Annotated in this window: 12 protein-coding genes; 4 read left to right on the forward strand and 8 right to left on the reverse strand. The window is 69.6% G+C overall.

What is annotated here, in order from left to right; translation table 11 throughout:
• Positions 1-50: 50 nt before the first annotated feature.
• The 6 genes from ACP93_RS12155 to ACP93_RS12180 form a co-directional block, all read right to left on the reverse strand.
• On the reverse strand, positions 51-413 hold the full coding sequence (locus ACP93_RS12155; protein WP_048490951.1) for a hypothetical protein: 363 nt from the start codon (positions 411-413) through the stop codon (positions 51-53).
• On the reverse strand, positions 410-955 hold the full coding sequence (locus ACP93_RS12160; RefSeq protein WP_048490952.1) for a bactofilin family protein: 546 nt from the start codon (positions 953-955) through the stop codon (positions 410-412). The genes ACP93_RS12155 and ACP93_RS12160 overlap by 4 nt, the downstream gene beginning before the upstream one ends.
• Positions 956-1,060: 105 nt before the next feature.
• A complete protein-coding gene (locus ACP93_RS12165; RefSeq protein ID WP_048490953.1) occupies positions 1,061-2,770 on the reverse strand; it encodes a sensor domain-containing diguanylate cyclase in 1,710 nt (569 codons plus the stop codon).
• A gap of 130 nt (positions 2,771-2,900) precedes the next feature.
• Positions 2,901-3,254 (reverse strand): XAC1346 family secretion chaperone, encoded by a 354-nt coding sequence (locus ACP93_RS12170; protein ID WP_048490954.1) that lies wholly within the window; start codon positions 3,252-3,254, stop codon positions 2,901-2,903.
• Between the two features lie 620 nt (positions 3,255-3,874).
• Positions 3,875-4,216: a hypothetical protein gene (locus ACP93_RS12175; protein WP_048490955.1), complete on the reverse strand. Its 342-nt coding sequence runs from the start codon at positions 4,214-4,216 to the stop codon at positions 3,875-3,877.
• A gap of 122 nt (positions 4,217-4,338) precedes the next feature.
• Positions 4,339-5,514, reverse strand: a complete 1,176-nt coding sequence (locus ACP93_RS12180) for a thiolase family protein (protein ID WP_048490956.1) — start codon at positions 5,512-5,514, stop codon at positions 4,339-4,341.
• A gap of 202 nt (positions 5,515-5,716) precedes the next feature.
• Between ACP93_RS12180 and ACP93_RS12185 the strand changes: the two genes are divergently transcribed.
• Positions 5,717-8,479, forward strand: a complete 2,763-nt coding sequence (locus ACP93_RS12185) for an autotransporter serine protease (RefSeq protein ID WP_228136025.1) — start codon at positions 5,717-5,719, stop codon at positions 8,477-8,479.
• A 115-nt stretch (positions 8,480-8,594) separates the two neighbouring features.
• Here the strand turns inward: ACP93_RS12185 and ACP93_RS12190 are convergent, their stop codons facing one another.
• Positions 8,595-9,695 (reverse strand): Glu/Leu/Phe/Val dehydrogenase dimerization domain-containing protein, encoded by a 1,101-nt coding sequence (locus ACP93_RS12190; RefSeq protein WP_048491026.1) that lies wholly within the window; start codon positions 9,693-9,695, stop codon positions 8,595-8,597.
• A gap of 778 nt (positions 9,696-10,473) precedes the next feature.
• The gene (locus ACP93_RS12195; protein WP_048490957.1) at positions 10,474-10,791 is read right to left on the reverse strand and encodes a YXWGXW repeat-containing protein; all 318 of its coding nucleotides are present in this window, start codon (positions 10,789-10,791) and stop codon (positions 10,474-10,476) included.
• A 218-nt stretch (positions 10,792-11,009) separates the two neighbouring features.
• On the opposite strand from ACP93_RS12195, the gene ACP93_RS12200 reads away from it, so the two are divergent.
• The 3 genes from ACP93_RS12200 to ACP93_RS12210 all read left to right on the forward strand — a co-directional run bounded on the left by ACP93_RS12200 (position 11,010) and on the right by ACP93_RS12210 (position 16,604).
• Positions 11,010-14,582, forward strand: coding sequence for a methylmalonyl-CoA mutase family protein (locus ACP93_RS12200; RefSeq protein WP_048490958.1), 3,573 nt, complete (start codon positions 11,010-11,012; stop codon positions 14,580-14,582).
• A gap of 156 nt (positions 14,583-14,738) precedes the next feature.
• Positions 14,739-15,224 (forward strand): nuclear transport factor 2 family protein, encoded by a 486-nt coding sequence (locus tag ACP93_RS12205; protein WP_048490959.1) that lies wholly within the window; start codon positions 14,739-14,741, stop codon positions 15,222-15,224.
• A gap of 321 nt (positions 15,225-15,545) precedes the next feature.
• Positions 15,546-16,604: an HDOD domain-containing protein gene (locus ACP93_RS12210; RefSeq protein WP_048490960.1), complete on the forward strand. Its 1,059-nt coding sequence runs from the start codon at positions 15,546-15,548 to the stop codon at positions 16,602-16,604.
• The last annotated feature ends 95 nt before the right edge of the window (positions 16,605-16,699 follow it).

Here is a 16,699-nt window from a genome sequence, read left to right on the forward strand (position 1 = left end):
CCAATCCCCAATCCCCAATCCCCAATCCCCAATCCCGGCGCCGCAAGGCGCTAATGCCTGCCGCGCTTCCCAGTCCGCACCGGCGTCGCCTCGACCGAAAGCGTGAAGCTGCGCTCCTCGCCGTCGAGCATGGCGCCGACGCCGACCAACTGGCGTTTGATCTCCTCGCCGCGACCGTTGCGGATGCTCACCAGCACGGTGTACTCCCAGGCACTGCCGTCGTCCGGATGGCGGATGCTGCCCTCCACGCGCAGCGGCACCAGCGCCGACGGCGCCGACTGCTGCAGCACCGCCGAATCGAAGCGCAAATGGTGCTTGCACGCCGGGCACACGCTGGCGCTTTCGAGGATGGTGGCCTTGCAGTGCGGGCAGGTCCGGGTCGCCCCCGGACTGCCGGGACGCGGGCTGCTCATGCGCCGGCGTCGGACTCCGCGGGCTTGCCGCCCTTGCGGGCATGTTTGTCGTCATCCCAGCCGAAGTCCGCCTGGCCGCGCATGCGCGATCCGGCGGCCACGGTCAGCGAGCCGGCCTTGACGTCGCCGATCAGCGCGCCGGAGGCGAGCAGCTCCACCCGCGAGGCCGATTCGATGTTGCCCTCGAGCTCGCCGGCGATCACCACCTTGTCGGCGCGCACGCCACCGCTGAGCTTGGCGCCGGTCTCGATGGTGAGATCGCCCTGCACGTTGACGTCACCCTTGAACTTGCCAGCGATGCGGATGTGACCGGTGCCCTCGATCTTGCCTTCGATGCTGATGTCGGCGGCGATCAGCGATTCCTTCGCGGCCGGGGCGGGCGCGGCGGTGCGGGCGGCAGGAGCGGCGGCGGCGACCGCGGCGAGCGGTTCGCCCGCGGCGGCATCGCCCGGCGGGCGCGGCTCCGGCGGCAATGCGCCGTTGCCGGGAACGGGCGGCAGGCCATCCTTGCGCGCGGGACCCTGGTCTTTCCAGATGGACATGGGCTGTCGTCTCCAGTCGGGGGAAGCGCGACTATCGCCGCTCTATCGCGTCGGTTTTGTGACGCTTTCTTCAAAACAACGGCTCGGCCGGGTACCGCCGCCGATTCAGCCCATGCCGTCCAGCGCCGGGTCGTAGGCCTGCACCTGGTTGCGGCCGCAGCGCTTGGCCCGGTACAGCGCCGCATCGGCCTTGCGCAGCAGGGTGGTGGCGACCACGCCGTCGCGCGCATAACTGGCCACGCCGATCGACATGGTCACCGCCGGCAGCGCCTTGCCGTCCACGCTGGCGCTCAGTTGCTGGGCAGCGCCGCGGATCTGTTCGGCGATGGCCAGCGCTTGTTCCGGCCCGGTCTCCGGCAGGATCACCGTGAACTCCTCGCCGCCGTAGCGGCAGGCGATGTCCTCGCCGCGCAGCCGCGTCGACAGCATCTGCCCGAACGCGGCCAGCAGGCTGTCGCCGCCGCCATGGCCGTGCAGGTCGTTGAACTGCTTGAAGTGGTCCACGTCCAGCATCAGCAGCGACAGCGGCATCTGCCGGCGCCCGCAGCGGGCCAGTTCGTGGTTGAGCGATTCTTCCAGATAGCGCCGGTTGAACAGGCCGGTGAGTGGGTCGCGGATCGACTGCAGGCGCAGCGACTCGCGCAGGCGTAGGTTGCTCAAGGCCAGCGACAGCTGCTCGGCGGCGGCCTCGGCGATGGCGATGCGCGGCAGCGGGCCGCTGCCGCGCCCGGCCAGGAACACGAAGCCCAATTGCGTGCCCTGCGCGGAAAGGGGAATGCAGGCGGTGCTGGCCCCGGCGGCGTAGGGATCCTCGCGCAGATGCGCGCACGCCGAGTCGTGGCCCTGTGCGTGCACGAAATGGCTCTTGTCGCGACGCAGGGCCCAGCAGTCCTGCGGCGCCACCGCCGGCTCGCTGCCGACCGGCGGCTGGCCCCAGCTGACGATCTCCTCGGCACGGCCGCGCGAGGCGCGCAGCAGGTAGACGCTGCCGCCGGTGTCCGGCATCAGCGCGGCGAGCAGGCGCGCGGTCACCGTCAGTGCCTCGGCCGGCTCCACGCAACTCTGCAGCAGGCCGGTATACCGGCTGAGCGCGTTGAGGTCCGCACTGGTGCGCTCTAGCTCGTTGATGCTGGCTTCCATCTTCTCGTTGGCGACCGAGGCGGCCTGTTCGGCGTTGCTGCGGTTGCGCAGTTCGCGCAACAGCAGCGCGTACACCACGACGACGCTGCCCAGGCCGAACGGGATGCCGGCGAGGGCGAGCGCCAGCAGCATGTCGGCACTGCGCTGGTTGGACGTATCGCGGCTCTGCAGCAGTTGCAGTTCCACGTCGGTCATCTGCTGCACCTGGTCGCGGACCGCGCTGGAACTCTGGTACACGCTGGGCGCCATCGCCCGCTGCAGCGCTTCCAGACCGTCGCGCTGGTACACCGCCAACATCTGCCGCATCTGCACCAGCCGCGTGTTCGCCAGTTGCTGCAGCATCTGGACATTGGCGATCTGCACGGGATTGTCGGAGACCAGCATGCGCAACTGTGCCAATTGCCGCGGCACGCGTTCGGCACTGTCGTAGTAGAGGCTCAGATAGGCCTGGTTGTTGGTCAACTCGTAGCCGCGCAGCGAGGATTCGGTCATCAGCAAGGTGGACTGCACCTCGTCGATGTTGCGCAGCACTTCGTGGGTGTGGGCGACACGCGCGGCGTCGGAGATCGCGCGCTGCGCGCCGTAGAACACGCCGGCGCCGACCAGCACGAAGACCGCGGCGGAGAACAACAGGGCTAGGCGGGTCTTGGCCCGCACACGTTGGAGAATCGGCATCGCGAAAGTCTACTGTGACGCCGCAAAAGCCCTGGACCGGCGTCACAAAAATACCCGCCACGCCGGCACAGCGCGCGGCACGCGCTGCGCGACAGTGACCGCCCCCGCATGCGCGGGGACGGCCGATGACTCAGTGCTGCTCGCGGTCGCCGTTGTGCGGATCTTCGTTGGCGTTCTCGCGGGCCTTGTCGGCGACTTTCTGCGCCGCATTCGCGGTGGCCTCGCTGGCATCGGCCGCCATTTCCTTTGCCGCCGCCGAGGCATCCTGCACGGCCTCGGAATTGGCGGCGCGGTGTGCGGCGTCGCGCGCGTCGGCGGCGACCTCGCGTCCGGCCTGCGCGACCTGGCCCGCGGCTTCCTTGGCGGCCTCGCCGGTTTGTTCGGCGGCGACCTTGGCGTCGCGTTGCGCCTGCTGCGATTCGGGACCCTGGCAGCCGGCCAGTGCGAGGGCGCCCAGCAGGGCCACGATCGGGGTCTTGTTCATGCGACTTCTCCGTCCACGGGTGGGTGACGCGGCGCAGCCTAGGCGGGGGCGCATGCAGCCTGCGTCAAGGCGGAGCCGTGGCGCGGGGCAATGTTCAGGAAGGCGCTATCGCCGGTGGGAAGGCGCCGCGGGTGTGGGCGCCCGACACTGCGAAGCGCGTGTCCGCGGGCGGGCGCCGGTCACGCGGGCAATGCTGATGTTCGGCTTGGGCTTGGGCTTCGGTTTCGGCGTGCACGCGCCTGCACTTGCGTGGCGCGCGGCGGTGATGCGCATCGAACGCGTCGCTCACCGCTGGCGTCCGGTAGGTCGCGTGGCCGCTGCCGGCAGTGCGATGCGTCGTCCAGTCATGCGGAGGACTGCATGCGCGCAACGCGGTGGCGAGGCGATGGCGCGGGCGAAATCCTGCGCAGGCGCGCGTTGCGAGGCGGTGTCAGCGGCGGACGACGGCGCGGCATTCGCGCGAGGGGAGCATGGATGCGTCGTTGCCCACCCGCCGTTCGGAGACACGCTGCGCCGGTACGGTGGTGGCCCCGTTGCCGCGTTCCCTGACAAACGTCAGGCAAAGAAAAAGCCGCTGGCGGACCAGCGGCTCTTTCAGGACTGCAAAAAGCAAGAAGTGATTACTTCTTGGCTTCCTGAGCAGCGTCCTTCGCCTTGTCGGCGGTGTCTTCCGCAGCCTTGGCGGTGTCGGCAGCCTTGTCGGCAGCGGCATCGGTCGGGGCAGCGGCGGCAGCGGCCGAAGCGTCGGCAGCGGTGTTGGCGGCGGTCGCGGCGGTGTCGGCAGCGGCCTGAGCGGCGTCGGCGGTCGGGGCGCCGGCGGCAGCCGACTGGTCGGCAGCAGCCTGCGCGTCGGTGGCGGCTTCGTTAGCCGAAGCGGCGGCGTCCTGGGCCTGCTCCTGCTTCGAGCACGCGGCCAGGGCCAGGCCCAGGGCCATTGCGATCAGCAGCTTGTTGATGCTCATTGTGTCTATCCTCGTCGTTTAGTTAGGCAACGCGCGAATGCGCGCCCTCAACATGATGACAAGCCAAAGTCGGCTGTCAAGCGCACGCGCATTCATTTTTGTGTTTCAGGGGTTAATCCCAATCAAATCAATTCGATGGCGACTGCTGTCGCTTCGCCACCACCGATGCACAGCGTCGCGATTCCGCGGCGGCCGCCACGGCTGCGCAACGCATTTAGCAATGTCACCAGCAGCCGCGCACCGGAGGCGCCGATCGGATGGCCGAGCGCACAGGCGCCGCCGTGGACGTTGACCTTGGCGTGGTCCAGGCCCAGTTCCTTGATCGGCACCATCGCCACCACGGCGAAGGCTTCGTTGATCTCGAACAGGTCGACGTCGTCCAGACTCCAGCCGACCTGATCGAGCAACTTGCGGATCGCGCCGACCGGCGCGGTGGTGAACCATTCCGGCGCCTGCGAGAAGGTCGCGTGGCCGACGATCCGCGCCAGCGGCGCGACGCCGCGGCGTGCGGCCTCGTCGGCGCCCAGCAGCACCAGCGCGGCGGCGCCGTCGGAGATGCTCGAGGAACTGGCCGCGGTGACCGTGCCGTCCTTCTTGAACGCCGGCTTCAGCGCCGGGATCTTGGTGACGTCGGACTTGCCCGGCTGCTCGTCGCTGTCGACGCGCACTTCGCCCTTGCGGGTGGCGACGGCGACCGGAACGATCTCGTCGGCGAAGGCGCCCTCGCGCTGTGCGGCCTGCGCACGGTTCACCGATGCGATCGCGAACGCGTCCTGATCCTGGCGGCTGAAGCCGAACTTCTCCGCGGTGGCCTCGCCGAACACGCCCATCGCCTGGCCGTCGTCGGGATTGGTCAGGCCGTCCCAGGCCATGTGGTCGACCGCCTGGAAGTTGCCGTAGCGGTTGCCGGTGCGCGAGTTCGGCAGCAGGTGCGGCGCGTTGCTCATCGATTCCATGCCGCCGGCGACGACGATGCTGGCCGAACCGGCCTTGATCAGGTCGTGGCCCAGCATCACCGCCTTCATGCCCGAACCGCAGACCTTGTTGATGGTGGTCGCGCCGGTGCCGTCGGGCACGCCGGCCGCGCGCGCGGCCTGGCGCGCCGGGGCCTGGCCGAGGTTGGCCGGCAGCACGCAGCCCATGATGACTTCGGAGACGTCGGCGGCGGGGATGCCGGACTGCTCCAGCGCGGCGCGGATGGCCGCGGCGCCCAGCGTCGGCGTGGGCACGCCGTTGAACTGGCCCAGGAACGCGCCGATGGCGGTGCGCTTGGCCGCGGCGATGACGATCTCGGTCATGGCAAACCCTTACGAAAGAGGTGCGCCGATTATCGGCCGCGGCGCAGATTCTGCCAATCGCAGGGTCCTGGGCGGGCGTCCCGCGAATGCGGTTTCGGTGTAGATTGGCTTCGGGTCATCGCCGTCGCCGACGGCCGATGAATGGGAATGGCACCGGCCGGTGCGGCAGATCAAGGCAGAGGGGAAGGACATGCGGGTATTGATGGCACGATCGCTGCTGGCGGCCGCGGTGGCGGTTGCGCTCACCTCGTGCGGTGGTGGCGGTGGCGGTGGCGGCAATCTGGTCCACGGCAGTCCGCCGCCGACCTCGCCGCCCCCGCCACAGCCGGCGTTCGACGCGCATCTGACCCTGACCAATACGCTGGCCGCGCACAGCGCCGGCTACGACGGCAGCGGCTACCGCATCGGCGTGGTCGACACCGGCGTCAATCGCAACCATCCCGCGTTGGCCGGGCGGGTGGTGTCGAACCTGATCTACGTCGATCCCAGCCAGAACAACACCCAGGTCGACGACGTCGACGGCCACGGCACCACCGTGGCCCAGCTGGCGGCGGGCAAGTCGGTCGGGCAGTGGCCGGGCGGCATTGCGCCGGGCGCGCAGATCGTGTCGGCGCGCATCATTTCCGACACCCCGCCCAAGGACGACGGCAGCGGCAGCGGCAACCAGGTCAGTGGTGGACTGGGCCTGACCCAGGTGCACCAGGACCTGATCAATGCCGGGGTCAAGGTGATGAACAACTCCTGGGGCGGGATCTACTGGACCGACCTGAGCTCGACCAACGCCATCGCCGCCGAGTACCGCCCGTTCGTGATCGGCAACGGCGGCCTGGTGGTGTTCGCCGCCGGCAACGAATCCAAGTCCACGCCCTCGGACATCGCCTCGCTGCCCAGCAAGTCCGGCCCCAACGGCACGCTGCCGGCGGCGGATCTGGAGCGCGGCTGGCTGGTGGTGGCGGCGACCGATTCGAGCACCGGCACGCAACTGGCCTCGTATTCCAACGCCTGCGGCGCGGCGATGCGCTATTGCCTGGTCGCACCCGGCACCGAGGTGTTCGTCGATCCCAAGGCGACCACCTCCACCAGCAACCCCGACTACTACTACGGCAGCGGCACCTCGTTCGCGGCGCCGCTGGTGTCCGGCGCGGCGGCACTGGTCTGGCAGGCCTTCCCGTACTTCAGCAACGACCTGGTTCGGCAGACCCTGCTCGGCACGGCCACCGACCTGGGCACGCCCGGCGTGGACGCGACCTTCGGCTACGGCCTGCTCAACGTCGGCAAGGCGGTGCAGGGACCGGGCCGCTTCGACTGGGGCGACGTGACGGTGGGGTTCACCGGCAGCTCGACCTGGGCCAACAACATCGCCGGCAGCGGCGGCCTGATCAAGCAGGGCAGCGGCACGCTGACCCTGAGCGGCACCCAGAACACCTACAGCGGCGACACCCAGGTGCAGGGCGGCACGCTCAGTGCGGCCAGCCTGGGCAGTTCGAACGTGGCGATCAGCAATGGCGCCACCTTCGTCGGCACCGGCGCGCTCGGCGGCAGCGTCGCCAACGCCGGCACCTTCCAGGTCGGCGTGGCCACCCTGAGCCTGAGCGGCAACTACGTGCAGAGCAGCAACGGCCGCCTGGCCCTGCTGGTCGGCGACAAGCTCTCGGTCGGCGGCAGCGCCGCTCTGCAGGGCGGTTCGCTGTACGTGCTGGGCAAGCGCGACTACGTGGTCAACAACACCGCCTACAAGGTGCTGGAGGCCAGCGGTGGACTCACCGGCACGTTCGCGTCGGTGACCACGCCGTCGAACGTGTTCCTGACCTCGTTCCTGTCCTACGACGCCACCAGCGCCTCGATCACCGTGCAGTCGCTGAGCGTCACCGCCGCCGCGGCCAGCTTCGGCAACATCACCGCGGCCACCCTGGCGTCGGCGACGCGCGTGGATGCGGCGTTCGCGCAGCTCAACACGCAACTGAGCCACGACCCGGCCACGGTCGACGGCGCCCTGCTCAAGGCGGCCGGCGCGGTGCAGCAGTCGCCGAGCGTGGCGGCGGCGTCGGCCACGCTGCGCAGCCTGTCCGGCGAGGCGCATGCCGCGGCCACCGCCATGACCTTCGACACCATGGACCTGCAGCGGCGCGCGCTGTCCAGCCGCTTCGACATATTGGTCGATCAACCGCGCGTGGTCGGCGCCTGGAGCCAGCGCCTGGGCGAGACCGGGCAGGGCAGTTTCGCCGGCAGCCAGTTCCAGCTCGATGGCTGGCTGATGGGCCAGGACCTGCGCCTGAGCGATCACCTCGTCGCTGGCGTCGCGTTCGGCGAGAGCCGTGCCAGCGACGCCGGCAGCCTGGACCGCAGCCGCAACCGCCAGGTACAGGGCCAGGCCTATCTGGGGGCGATGGCCGGCAATGCCTATGCGCTGGCGCAACTGGGCAGCGGCCAGTACCAGCGCCAGCTCGACCGCAGTTTGCTGCTCGGCGACACCGTCGCCGACGCGTCCAGCCGTTATGCCGGTCGCTTCCTGTCCTCCAGCGTCGAGGTCGGCTATCGGTTCGGGCGTGGCCCGGCGTGGCTGACCCCGTATGCCGGTGCCGACTACAGCCGCATCGACAGCGATGGCTTCCGCGAGCAGGGCGGCGACGGCTTCGGGCTGATGGCCGGCGCCGCCAGTTCCTCGCGCAGCCAGGCGCTGGCCGGCCTGCGGGGCGGGTTCGGCGGGCGCGGCTGGTCGCTGCAGGGGTATGCCGAGTGGCAGCAGACGTTGGCTGCACAGGGACTGGACCGGCAGGCCAGCTTCGTCGGCGTGAACGCCTGGGCGCCGCTGGTGGACCTGCAGCCGGCGCGCTCCGGCGGCCTGTTCGGCGCCAGCCTGCAGACGCGCTGGAACGGGGCGTTGCTGGGGCTGGGCTACGACCAGCGGTTCGGCCCGCGCGGCGACGACCGCGCGGTGTCGCTGCGCTATCGCCTGGGTTTCTGAGTCCGGGTACCCGGTCCGGCGCGTGCTGCGCCGGATCGGGGTCGATCGGTCACATAGGGCCAGGACATCTCAGGCCCTGCGGCATTCCGCCTGCGGCGCAGGCTGCGCGCGCGCGTCACTCGCCGCGCAGATGGCCCATCGAGCGCGGTGCGGTGCGGCCCAGCGGCAGCTTGAGCTTGCCGATCGCCTGCATCCGCGCCTCGGCGATGCGGTCGGCGGCCTGTTGCGGCGGAATGTTCTCGCGTTCGGACAGGTCGAAGATCTTGCCGAGGTTGTGGTACATGCTGCGGATCAGCCGCATCGCGCGTTCGCGGTTGTAGCCGTCGATTTCCAGCGACACGTTCATCACCCCGCCGGCGTTGACCGCGTAGTCGGGCGCGTAGAGGATGCCGCGGCGGTGCAGTTCCTCGCCGACCGCGGGATTGGCCAGCTGGTTGTTGGCGGTACCGCAGACGATCTTGACCTTGAGCCGCGGCAGCTTGGCCTCGTCGAGCGCGCTCTCCATGGCGCATGGCGCCAGCACGTCGGCGGCGACGTCGTAGATGTCGTCCGGGTCCACCGCTTCGGCGCCGTATTCGGCCACCGCGCGCGCGACCAGCGCCGGGTCCAGGTCGGTCACGTACAGCTTGGCGCCGCGTTCCTTGAGCAGCTTCACCAACTCCATGCCGATATGGCCCAGGCCCTGCACGGCGATGCTGGTCTTGCCGATCTCCTCGTGGCCGAACTTGCGTTGCAGCGAGGCCATCAGCGCCTGCAGCGCGCCGTAGGCGGTGAACGGGGCCGGGTCGCCGGAGCCGCCGTGCACCTGGTGCACGCCGGTGACGTACTCGGTCTCCAGGTAGATCTGTTCCATGTCGTTGACGTCGGTGCCGACGTCCTCGGCGGTGATGTAGCGGCCGCCCAGCGAATCCACGTAGCGGCCGAAGGCGCGGAACAGCGCTTCGGACTTGTCGCTCTTCGGGTCGCCGATGATCACCGCCTTGCCGCCGCCGATGTTGAGACCGGCCAGCGCGTTCTTGTAGGTCATGGTGCGGCTGAGCCGCAGCGCGTCCTGCAAGGCCGATTCGGTGTTGGCGTAGGGGCGCATGCGCACGCCGCCCAGCGCAGGGCCGAGCACGGTGTTGTGGATGGCGATGATCGCCTGCAGTCCGACGTCGCGGTTGTGGCAGAAGACGACCTGTTCGTGGCCGGTGTTGGCTAGCGTTTCGAAAAGCATGGGGGCTCCGCTGGCGTTGCAGGTGTCGGACACCATGGGTCCAGGAACGTGCCTGGGGGTGGCGCAAAACAAAAACGCGACGGTTCCGGAACAGGCCCTGAGCGTCGCGATGGCGGCATTTTAAAGCAATTGCCGGCCGCCCGCGCGCCGCCGTCGCGGCCCGCGGTATGGGCATCTCGCCGCTCCGTGCGACGCCAGGGGGCAGCAGCGCGCCCGTTTGCCCGGGCGATGCCTGAGATCGCGGAACAGGGTGGCCCTCGGCGGAGACGGCGGCCGCCACACGAGAACGAGCCGGGCGAACGGTGCCGGTCGGGACCTTGTCCACCCGTGGTGGTGGCCGACAAATGCGATCGCAGTGTGGGAGGGGCTTCAGCCCCGACGGCGTTCAGTCCCACGCGCCGGGACTGAAGTCTCTAAGGAGCAGCGCAGCGGGAGTCAACTGTCATGCAGTCGCGACAGGCGAAGCAGAAAGCCGACTGACACCCTCCGTCGTCGGGACTGAAGTCCCTCCCACAGTGCAGTCCTCCAACAAGGCTGAAGCTGCATCTGTGGGAGCGGCTTCAGCCGCGACGAGCGATGTACAAAACCACCTGGCACCTTCATGCGTCGGGACTGAAGTCCCTCCCACAACATGGCCCCCGACGAGCTGGCGCCGCACCTGCGGGAGCGGCGTGGATTTGGCGGCGCGCCGCGCGTGCCGGCGGCCATGCAGGTATTGGGAACGCCGCCGCGCGTGCCGCCAGCACGGCGATCGCGCGCGGCGCTGCGGGACGCTGAATCAGCGGCGGACCCAGTACCCGGCGTGGAAGCGATAGGCGGGGCCGTGGTGCTCCCAGCGCGGACCGACGTAGACGTAGCCCGGCCGTTCCACCACGTAGCGGCCGGCGACCCAGACGTGGCGGCGCCCGTTCCACTGCCAGTAGCCGGGCATCCAGACATAGCCGGGCCGCACCACCACCCGTTCCACGCGCGGCGGCGGCGGCGCGGTGCGGACCGACAGTTCCACCACCTCGCGCGCCTGCGCGGGTGCGGCCGCCATGCCGCCGGCGAGCGCGCCGCCGAGCAGGGTGGCCAGCAACAAGGGACGAGCGAACATGCGAGTTCTCCGAAGGCATCGGCGGGGTGCCGACGCGGGAGGAAACGTCGCGACCGGCTCGGGTGTTGACGCGCCCCCGAGCGCGCATTCATGCAATGGATAGCCAGGCACGGCGGCACGTGCGCGGCCCGCGGCGCGGACGCGCATGCTGCAGCGCAACCTGCCCGCGTCGCGCTGCGCGCCTAGAATCGCGACATTCTCTTTTCGATGTCCGTACGATGAGCCTTCCCGCGTCCCGCGTTCCGTTGCCGCAGACGGACGCCAGTCCCTTGCGTTTCGTCACCGCCGCCAGCCTGTTCGACGGCCACGATGCGGCGATCAACATCATGCGCCGCCTGATCCAGGCGCAGGGCGCCGAGGTGATCCATCTCGGCCACAACCGCAGCGTCGAGGACGTGGTGCGGGCGGCGCTGCACGAGGATGCCGACGCGATCGCGCTGTCCTCCTACCAGGGCGGCCACGTGGAGTACTTCAAGTACATGGTGGACATGCTGCGCGAGCGCGGCGCCGGCCATGTGCGGGTGTTCGGCGGCGGTGGCGGCACCATCACCCCCGAGGAGATCGCCGAGCTGCAGGCCTATGGGGTGGAGCGCATCTACCATCCCAACGACGGCATGAAGATGGGCCTGGTGGAGATGATCGAGGACGTGGTGGCGCGAGCCGGGCGCGGGCGTGAGGCCGCAACCGACGCGCGCGGCGCGACGCCGGCCGGCTCGCCGCTGCCGGACATCGACGACGAGATCGGGATCGGCCGGATGCTGTCGGCGATCGAGGACGGGGCGTTCTCGGAGGCGGAACTGGCGCTGCTGCGCAAGCAGTGGCAATCCGGCGCGACGTCCGCAGCCGAGCCGCGTAGCCGGCGCACCGCACCGGTGCTCGGCCTCACCGGCACCGGCGGCGCCGGCAAGTCCTCGGTCACCGACGAACTGCTCAACCGCTTCCTGGCCAGCTTTCCGCAGATGCGCATCGCGGTGGTGTCGGTCGACCCCAGCCGGCGCCGCACCGGCGGTGCGCTGCTCGGCGACCGCATCCGCATGAACGCGCTGCGCAGCCCGCGCGTGTACATGCGTTCGATGGCCACGCGGCGCCAGCACGCCGCCACCAACCGGGTGCTGAAGGACTGCATCGCGCTGCTGAAGGGCATCGGCTACGACCTGGTGATCGTGGAAACCGCCGGCATCGGCCAGAGCGACTCGGAGATCGTCGACCTGGTCGATTTCCCGGTGTACGTGATGACCAGCGACTACGGTGCGCCGAGCCAGCTGGAGAAGATCGACATGCTCGACTTCGCCGAGCTGGTGGTGCTGAACAAGTACGACCGGCGCGGCGCCGAGGACGCGCTGCGCGACGTGCGCAAGCAGTGGCGGCGCAACCGTGCGGCGTTCCAGTTGGAGGACGAGGCGGTGCCGGTGTATCCGACCATTGCCAGCCAGTTCAACGACCCGGGCGTGAGCTGGATGTTCGTCAATCTGTGCCGTCTGTTGCGCGAGAAGCTGGCGACGCACGCGGACGCCGCGGCAAACGCGCCGGGTTCGCAGGCCAATTGCGATTTCCGTCCGCAACTCGACACCACGTTGAAGGAACCGCGCGCCACCGTGCTGATTCCCGGCGCGCGCGTGCGATACCTGGCCGAGATCGCCGAGCAGGGGCGGGCGATCAATGCCGGGGTGCTGCGCCAGGCCGAGGCCGCCGACCGCGCGCAGGCGTTCTGGCAGGCGCTGCACGAACTGCAGGATCCGCAGTTGCCGGCGCAACTGGAACTGTATGCGGCGCAGGACCTGCTGCCGGCGTCGCGCGCATCCACCGAGGCGTCCGATGCTGCCGTCGACGCCAGCCTGCTGTTGCTGCGCCAGCGCTACAACGATGCGCTGCAGTCGCTGTCCAGCGAATCGCTGAAGCTGCTGCGCGAGTGGCCGCAGCGGCTGAAGTCGATCACCGATCCGGTCACCGAATATGCGGTGCGCGGCAAGCCGATCCGGGTGGAGAACTACCGGGAGTCGCTGAGCCACCAGTCCATTCCGAAGATCGCCGCGCCGCGCTACAAGAGCTGGGGCGAACTGCTGACCTTCCTCGGCAAGGAGAACCTGCCCGGCAGCTATCCCTATACCGGCGGCGTGTATCCGTACCGGCGCACCGGCGAGGATCCGATCCGCATGTTCGCCGGCGAAGGCACCCCCGAGCGCACCAACCGGCGCTTCCATTACCTGAGCGTCGGCCAGCCGGCCGCGCGCCTGTCCACCGCCTTCGACAGCGTCACCCTGTATGGCGAGGACCCGGCGCCACGCCCGGACATCTACGGCAAGATCGGCAACTCCGGGGTCAACATCCCGACCCTGGACGACATGAAGAAGCTGTACTCCGGCTTCGACCTGTGCGCGCCGACCACCAGCGTGTCGATGACCATCAACGGCCCGGCGCCGATGATCCTGGCGATGTTCATGAACACCGCCATCGATCAGCAGGTGGAGAAACATCTCAAGGCCGATGCGCAGCGCTGGGCGCAGGCCGAGCAGACGCTGGCACGGCTGTTCGAAGGCCGCGAACGCCCGCGCTATCACGGCGCGTTGCCGCCGAGCAACGACGGCCTCGGCCTGGCCCTGCTCGGAGTCAGCGGCGACCAGTTGGTGGACGCGGAGACCTATGCACAGATCAAGGCGCAGACCCTGTCCAGTGTGCGCGGTACGGTGCAGGCCGACATCCTCAAGGAGGACCAGGCGCAGAACACCTGCATCTTCAGCACCGAGTTCGCACTGCGCATGATGGGCGACATCCAGCAGTATTTCGTCGAGCAGAAGGTGCGCAACTTCTACTCGGTGTCGATCTCCGGCTACCACATCGCCGAGGCCGGGGCGAACCCGATCAGCCAGCTCGCCTTCACCCTCAGCAACGGCTTCACCATCGTCGAGTACTACCTGGCGCGCGGCATGCACATCGACGACTTCGCGCCGAACCTGAGCTTCTTCTTCAGCAACGGCATGGACCCGGAGTACACGGTGATCGGCCGGGTGGCGCGGCGGATCTGGGCGCGGGCGATGCGCGAGCGCTACGGCGGCAACGAGCGCAGCCAGATGATGAAGTACCACATCCAGACCTCGGGCCGTTCGCTGCACGCGCAGGAGATCCAGTTCAACGACATCCGCACCACGCTGCAGGCGCTGTACGCGCTGTTCGACAACTGCAACAGCCTGCACACCAACGCCTACGACGAGGCGATCACCACGCCCACCGAGGAGAGCGTGCGCCGCGCGGTGGCGATCCAGATGATCATCAACAAGGAGCTGGGGCTGAACTTCTGCGAGAACCCCTGGCAGGGCAGCTTCATCGTCGAGCAGCTCACCGACCTGGTTGAGGAGGCGGTGTACAAGGAGTTCGAGGCGATCAGCGAGCGAGGCGGCGTGCTCGGCGCGATGGACACCATGTACCAGCGCGGCAAGATCCAGGAAGAGAGCCTGTACTACGAGCACAAGAAGCACGACGGCAGCCTGCCCCTGGTCGGGGTCAACACGTTCCTGCCCAAGGAGCACGCCGGCGAGACCGCGACCGAGATCGAGCTGATCCGCTCCACCGAGCAGGAAAAGGACCAGCAGATCGGCAACGTGCGCGACTGGCAGCAGCGTCGCAATGCCCTGGCGCTGGCCGCCGACGATGCCGGGCTGGGGACGCTGCAGCGCACCGCGCGCGAGCGCCGCAACGTGTTCGCGGCGCTGATGGAGGCGGTCAAGACCCATAGCCTGGGCCAGATCAGCCATGCGCTGTACGAGGTGGGCGGCGAGTATCGGCGCAACATGTAGGCGCCGACGGCGGTAGATGCCGATGGCGGCGCGCCGGGGGCGGCGAGGGCGACTGCGGCGCCTGCCGCTGCGGCGACGCTCCAGCGCATGCGGCGATCTTGCGGCCGCTGCCTGGGCAGTCCCATAGTGTCCCATCGATTCACGCGGAGGGTGCCGATGAAAGCCTGGGGAGTGTTGGCAATGTTGATGGCGTGCGCGGCGGCGACCCGCGCGGCGGAACCGGCCGAGGACGGCGCGGCGGGACCGCTGTTCGACACCGTCGCGGCGCTGGACCAGCGCCTGTTCGATGCCTACAACCGCTGCGACCTGGCCGCGTTCGAGTCCTTGTTCGTGCCGGACGTGGAGTTCTACCACGACACCGGCGGCGTCACCTGGGACCGCGCGAGCGTCGTCGACAGCACGCGCAAATGGATCTGCGGCAAGGTTCGTCGCGAATTGCTGCCCGGCACCTTGCGGGTCTACCCGATCAAGGACTTCGGGGCGATCGAGGAGGGCGAGCACCGCTTCTGCGAGCTGGCCAGCGGCCGTTGCGATGGCATCGCCAAGTTCGTGATGGTGTGGCGCCAGGATCCGGACGGTTGGAAATTGACGCGGGTACTCAGCTACGGCCATCGCGCGGCGCCGACGCCAGCGCCGCACTGAGCGTAGGGGGCGGTCGCCACCGAGAGGGCGGCGGTCAAGCCCCATCGCCTCGGCCAGATCGGCCACGCGTCGTACGCAGCGGGCAGCGGGCAGCGAGTGGCGGACGCGGCAGGCCCGCGGCGTGGTGAGGGGCGTTGTCGGCACGCCGCTTGCTTGCTGTTGAGTGGCGCGATCGCGCGTTGTCCATGACCGCCTCACGGAGGTCTGCGCTCGCATCACGTCGGCGTTGCGCAGAAACCTGCGCGGCGTGCTTGAATGACACGGCGTGCCGCGTGGGTGCGCACCGGTGGCCGGGCGCGGGGACCTGGCGATGTTTTGCGGATGACGACGATCGTGCCGATCATGTGGATTGCCATCAGCGCGGGTGCGTTGGTGCTGGGGGCCGGACTGTGGTGGTGGCTGCGCCGTGGCAGCGGCGATGCGGCGGAGGCGCCGCAGGCGCGTGCCGTTGCCGAGGAGGCCGATCTGCCCGCGGCGCCGGCAACGCCTGCACGCACCGTTCCGGCCGCGCCTGCTGCCGCAGCGGAGCCGGGCCTCGACCCGTTCGCCGACCCCGCCCTGATCGACCTGGAACCGGTGCCGGATGCCGCGATCCTGGCGCACCTGTGTGAACTGGCATTCGCCGGCCGCCCGGTGAGCGCGTCGGCAGCGGCCGCGCCGGCGGTCATGGCCGATGCCGCCGCGGTGCTGGCGCGCATCGACGCGCATCCGCGCTACACGCCGCGGCGTCCGCACCTGTTGCCGCAGCTGACCCGTGCGATCAACGATCCGACCGCCGGCGCCCATTCCATCGCCACGATCCTGGGCCAGGATCCGGCGCTGGCCGGCAACCTGCTGCGCATCGCCAACAGCGTCGTCTACCGCCGCCATCCCGAGCCGATCGAGAACCTGGAGCGGGCGGTGGCCCTGCTCGGCACCGAGGGCCTGCGCCAGATCGTGCTGGCGGCGCTGCTGCAGCCGGTCATCGTCGACGACAGCAGCGTCTTCGGCCGCTGTGCGGCGGTCCTGTGGGAACACACCCTGCTGTCGGCGCACGCCGCCTCCCAGGTGCCCGACCGCGAGGATGCGAACGCCGCGCAACTGCTGGCACTGCTGTGCGGGCTGGGCGCGGTCTCGGTGGTGCAGGTGCTGCGCGATGTCCATGCACGCCACGCCGAAGCAGCGCCCACGCCGGCGGCCATCACCGAGATGCTCGAGGCCTGGTCGGCGCACTGCGCCAAGTCCATCTCTGCGGATTGGGGACTGTCGCCGCGCGTGCAGCGCGCCCTGGAGGAGCAGGCGGGCGACGCCGATGTGGCGAGCATGAGTCCGCTCGGCCTGGCCCTGCGCCGGCATCGTGCCGCCGCGGCCGCGCAGCTGGCGGTGCGCTATCGTCGCTGATCGCGGCAGGTGGGCCATCGGACGGTACAGGCGAACCGTGCAAGCTCTCCGCAGATCGCGACGCAAGCGCTGCGGCGCAGGAGATGGGCGCGGCG

Source organism: Xanthomonas sp. NCPPB 1128, from assembly GCF_001043115.1.
In the GTDB taxonomy this organism is placed as follows: domain Bacteria; phylum Pseudomonadota; class Gammaproteobacteria; order Xanthomonadales; family Xanthomonadaceae; genus Xanthomonas_A.

What these genes read in the sequence shown, in the direction of transcription:
- ACP93_RS12155 (WP_048490951.1), bottom strand. Translation starts at nt 413, where the DNA reads ATGAGCAGCCCGCGTCCCGGCAGTCCGGGGGCGACCCGGACCTGCCCG.
- ACP93_RS12160 (WP_048490952.1), bottom strand. Translation starts at nt 955, where the DNA reads ATGTCCATCTGGAAAGACCAGGGTCCCGCGCGCAAGGATGGCCTGCCG.
- ACP93_RS12165 (WP_048490953.1), bottom strand. Translation starts at nt 2,770, where the DNA reads ATGCCGATTCTCCAACGTGTGCGGGCCAAGACCCGCCTAGCCCTGTTG.
- ACP93_RS12170 (WP_048490954.1), bottom strand. Translation starts at nt 3,254, where the DNA reads ATGAACAAGACCCCGATCGTGGCCCTGCTGGGCGCCCTCGCACTGGCC.
- ACP93_RS12175 (WP_048490955.1), bottom strand. Translation starts at nt 4,216, where the DNA reads ATGAGCATCAACAAGCTGCTGATCGCAATGGCCCTGGGCCTGGCCCTG.
- ACP93_RS12180 (WP_048490956.1), bottom strand. Translation starts at nt 5,514, where the DNA reads ATGACCGAGATCGTCATCGCCGCGGCCAAGCGCACCGCCATCGGCGCG.
- ACP93_RS12185 (WP_228136025.1), top strand. Translation starts at nt 5,717, where the DNA reads ATGGCACGATCGCTGCTGGCGGCCGCGGTGGCGGTTGCGCTCACCTCG.
- ACP93_RS12190 (WP_048491026.1), bottom strand. Translation starts at nt 9,695, where the DNA reads ATGCTTTTCGAAACGCTAGCCAACACCGGCCACGAACAGGTCGTCTTC.
- ACP93_RS12195 (WP_048490957.1), bottom strand. Translation starts at nt 10,791, where the DNA reads ATGTTCGCTCGTCCCTTGTTGCTGGCCACCCTGCTCGGCGGCGCGCTC.
- ACP93_RS12200 (WP_048490958.1), top strand. Translation starts at nt 11,010, where the DNA reads ATGAGCCTTCCCGCGTCCCGCGTTCCGTTGCCGCAGACGGACGCCAGT.
- ACP93_RS12205 (WP_048490959.1), top strand. Translation starts at nt 14,739, where the DNA reads ATGAAAGCCTGGGGAGTGTTGGCAATGTTGATGGCGTGCGCGGCGGCG.
- ACP93_RS12210 (WP_048490960.1), top strand. Translation starts at nt 15,546, where the DNA reads ATGACGACGATCGTGCCGATCATGTGGATTGCCATCAGCGCGGGTGCG.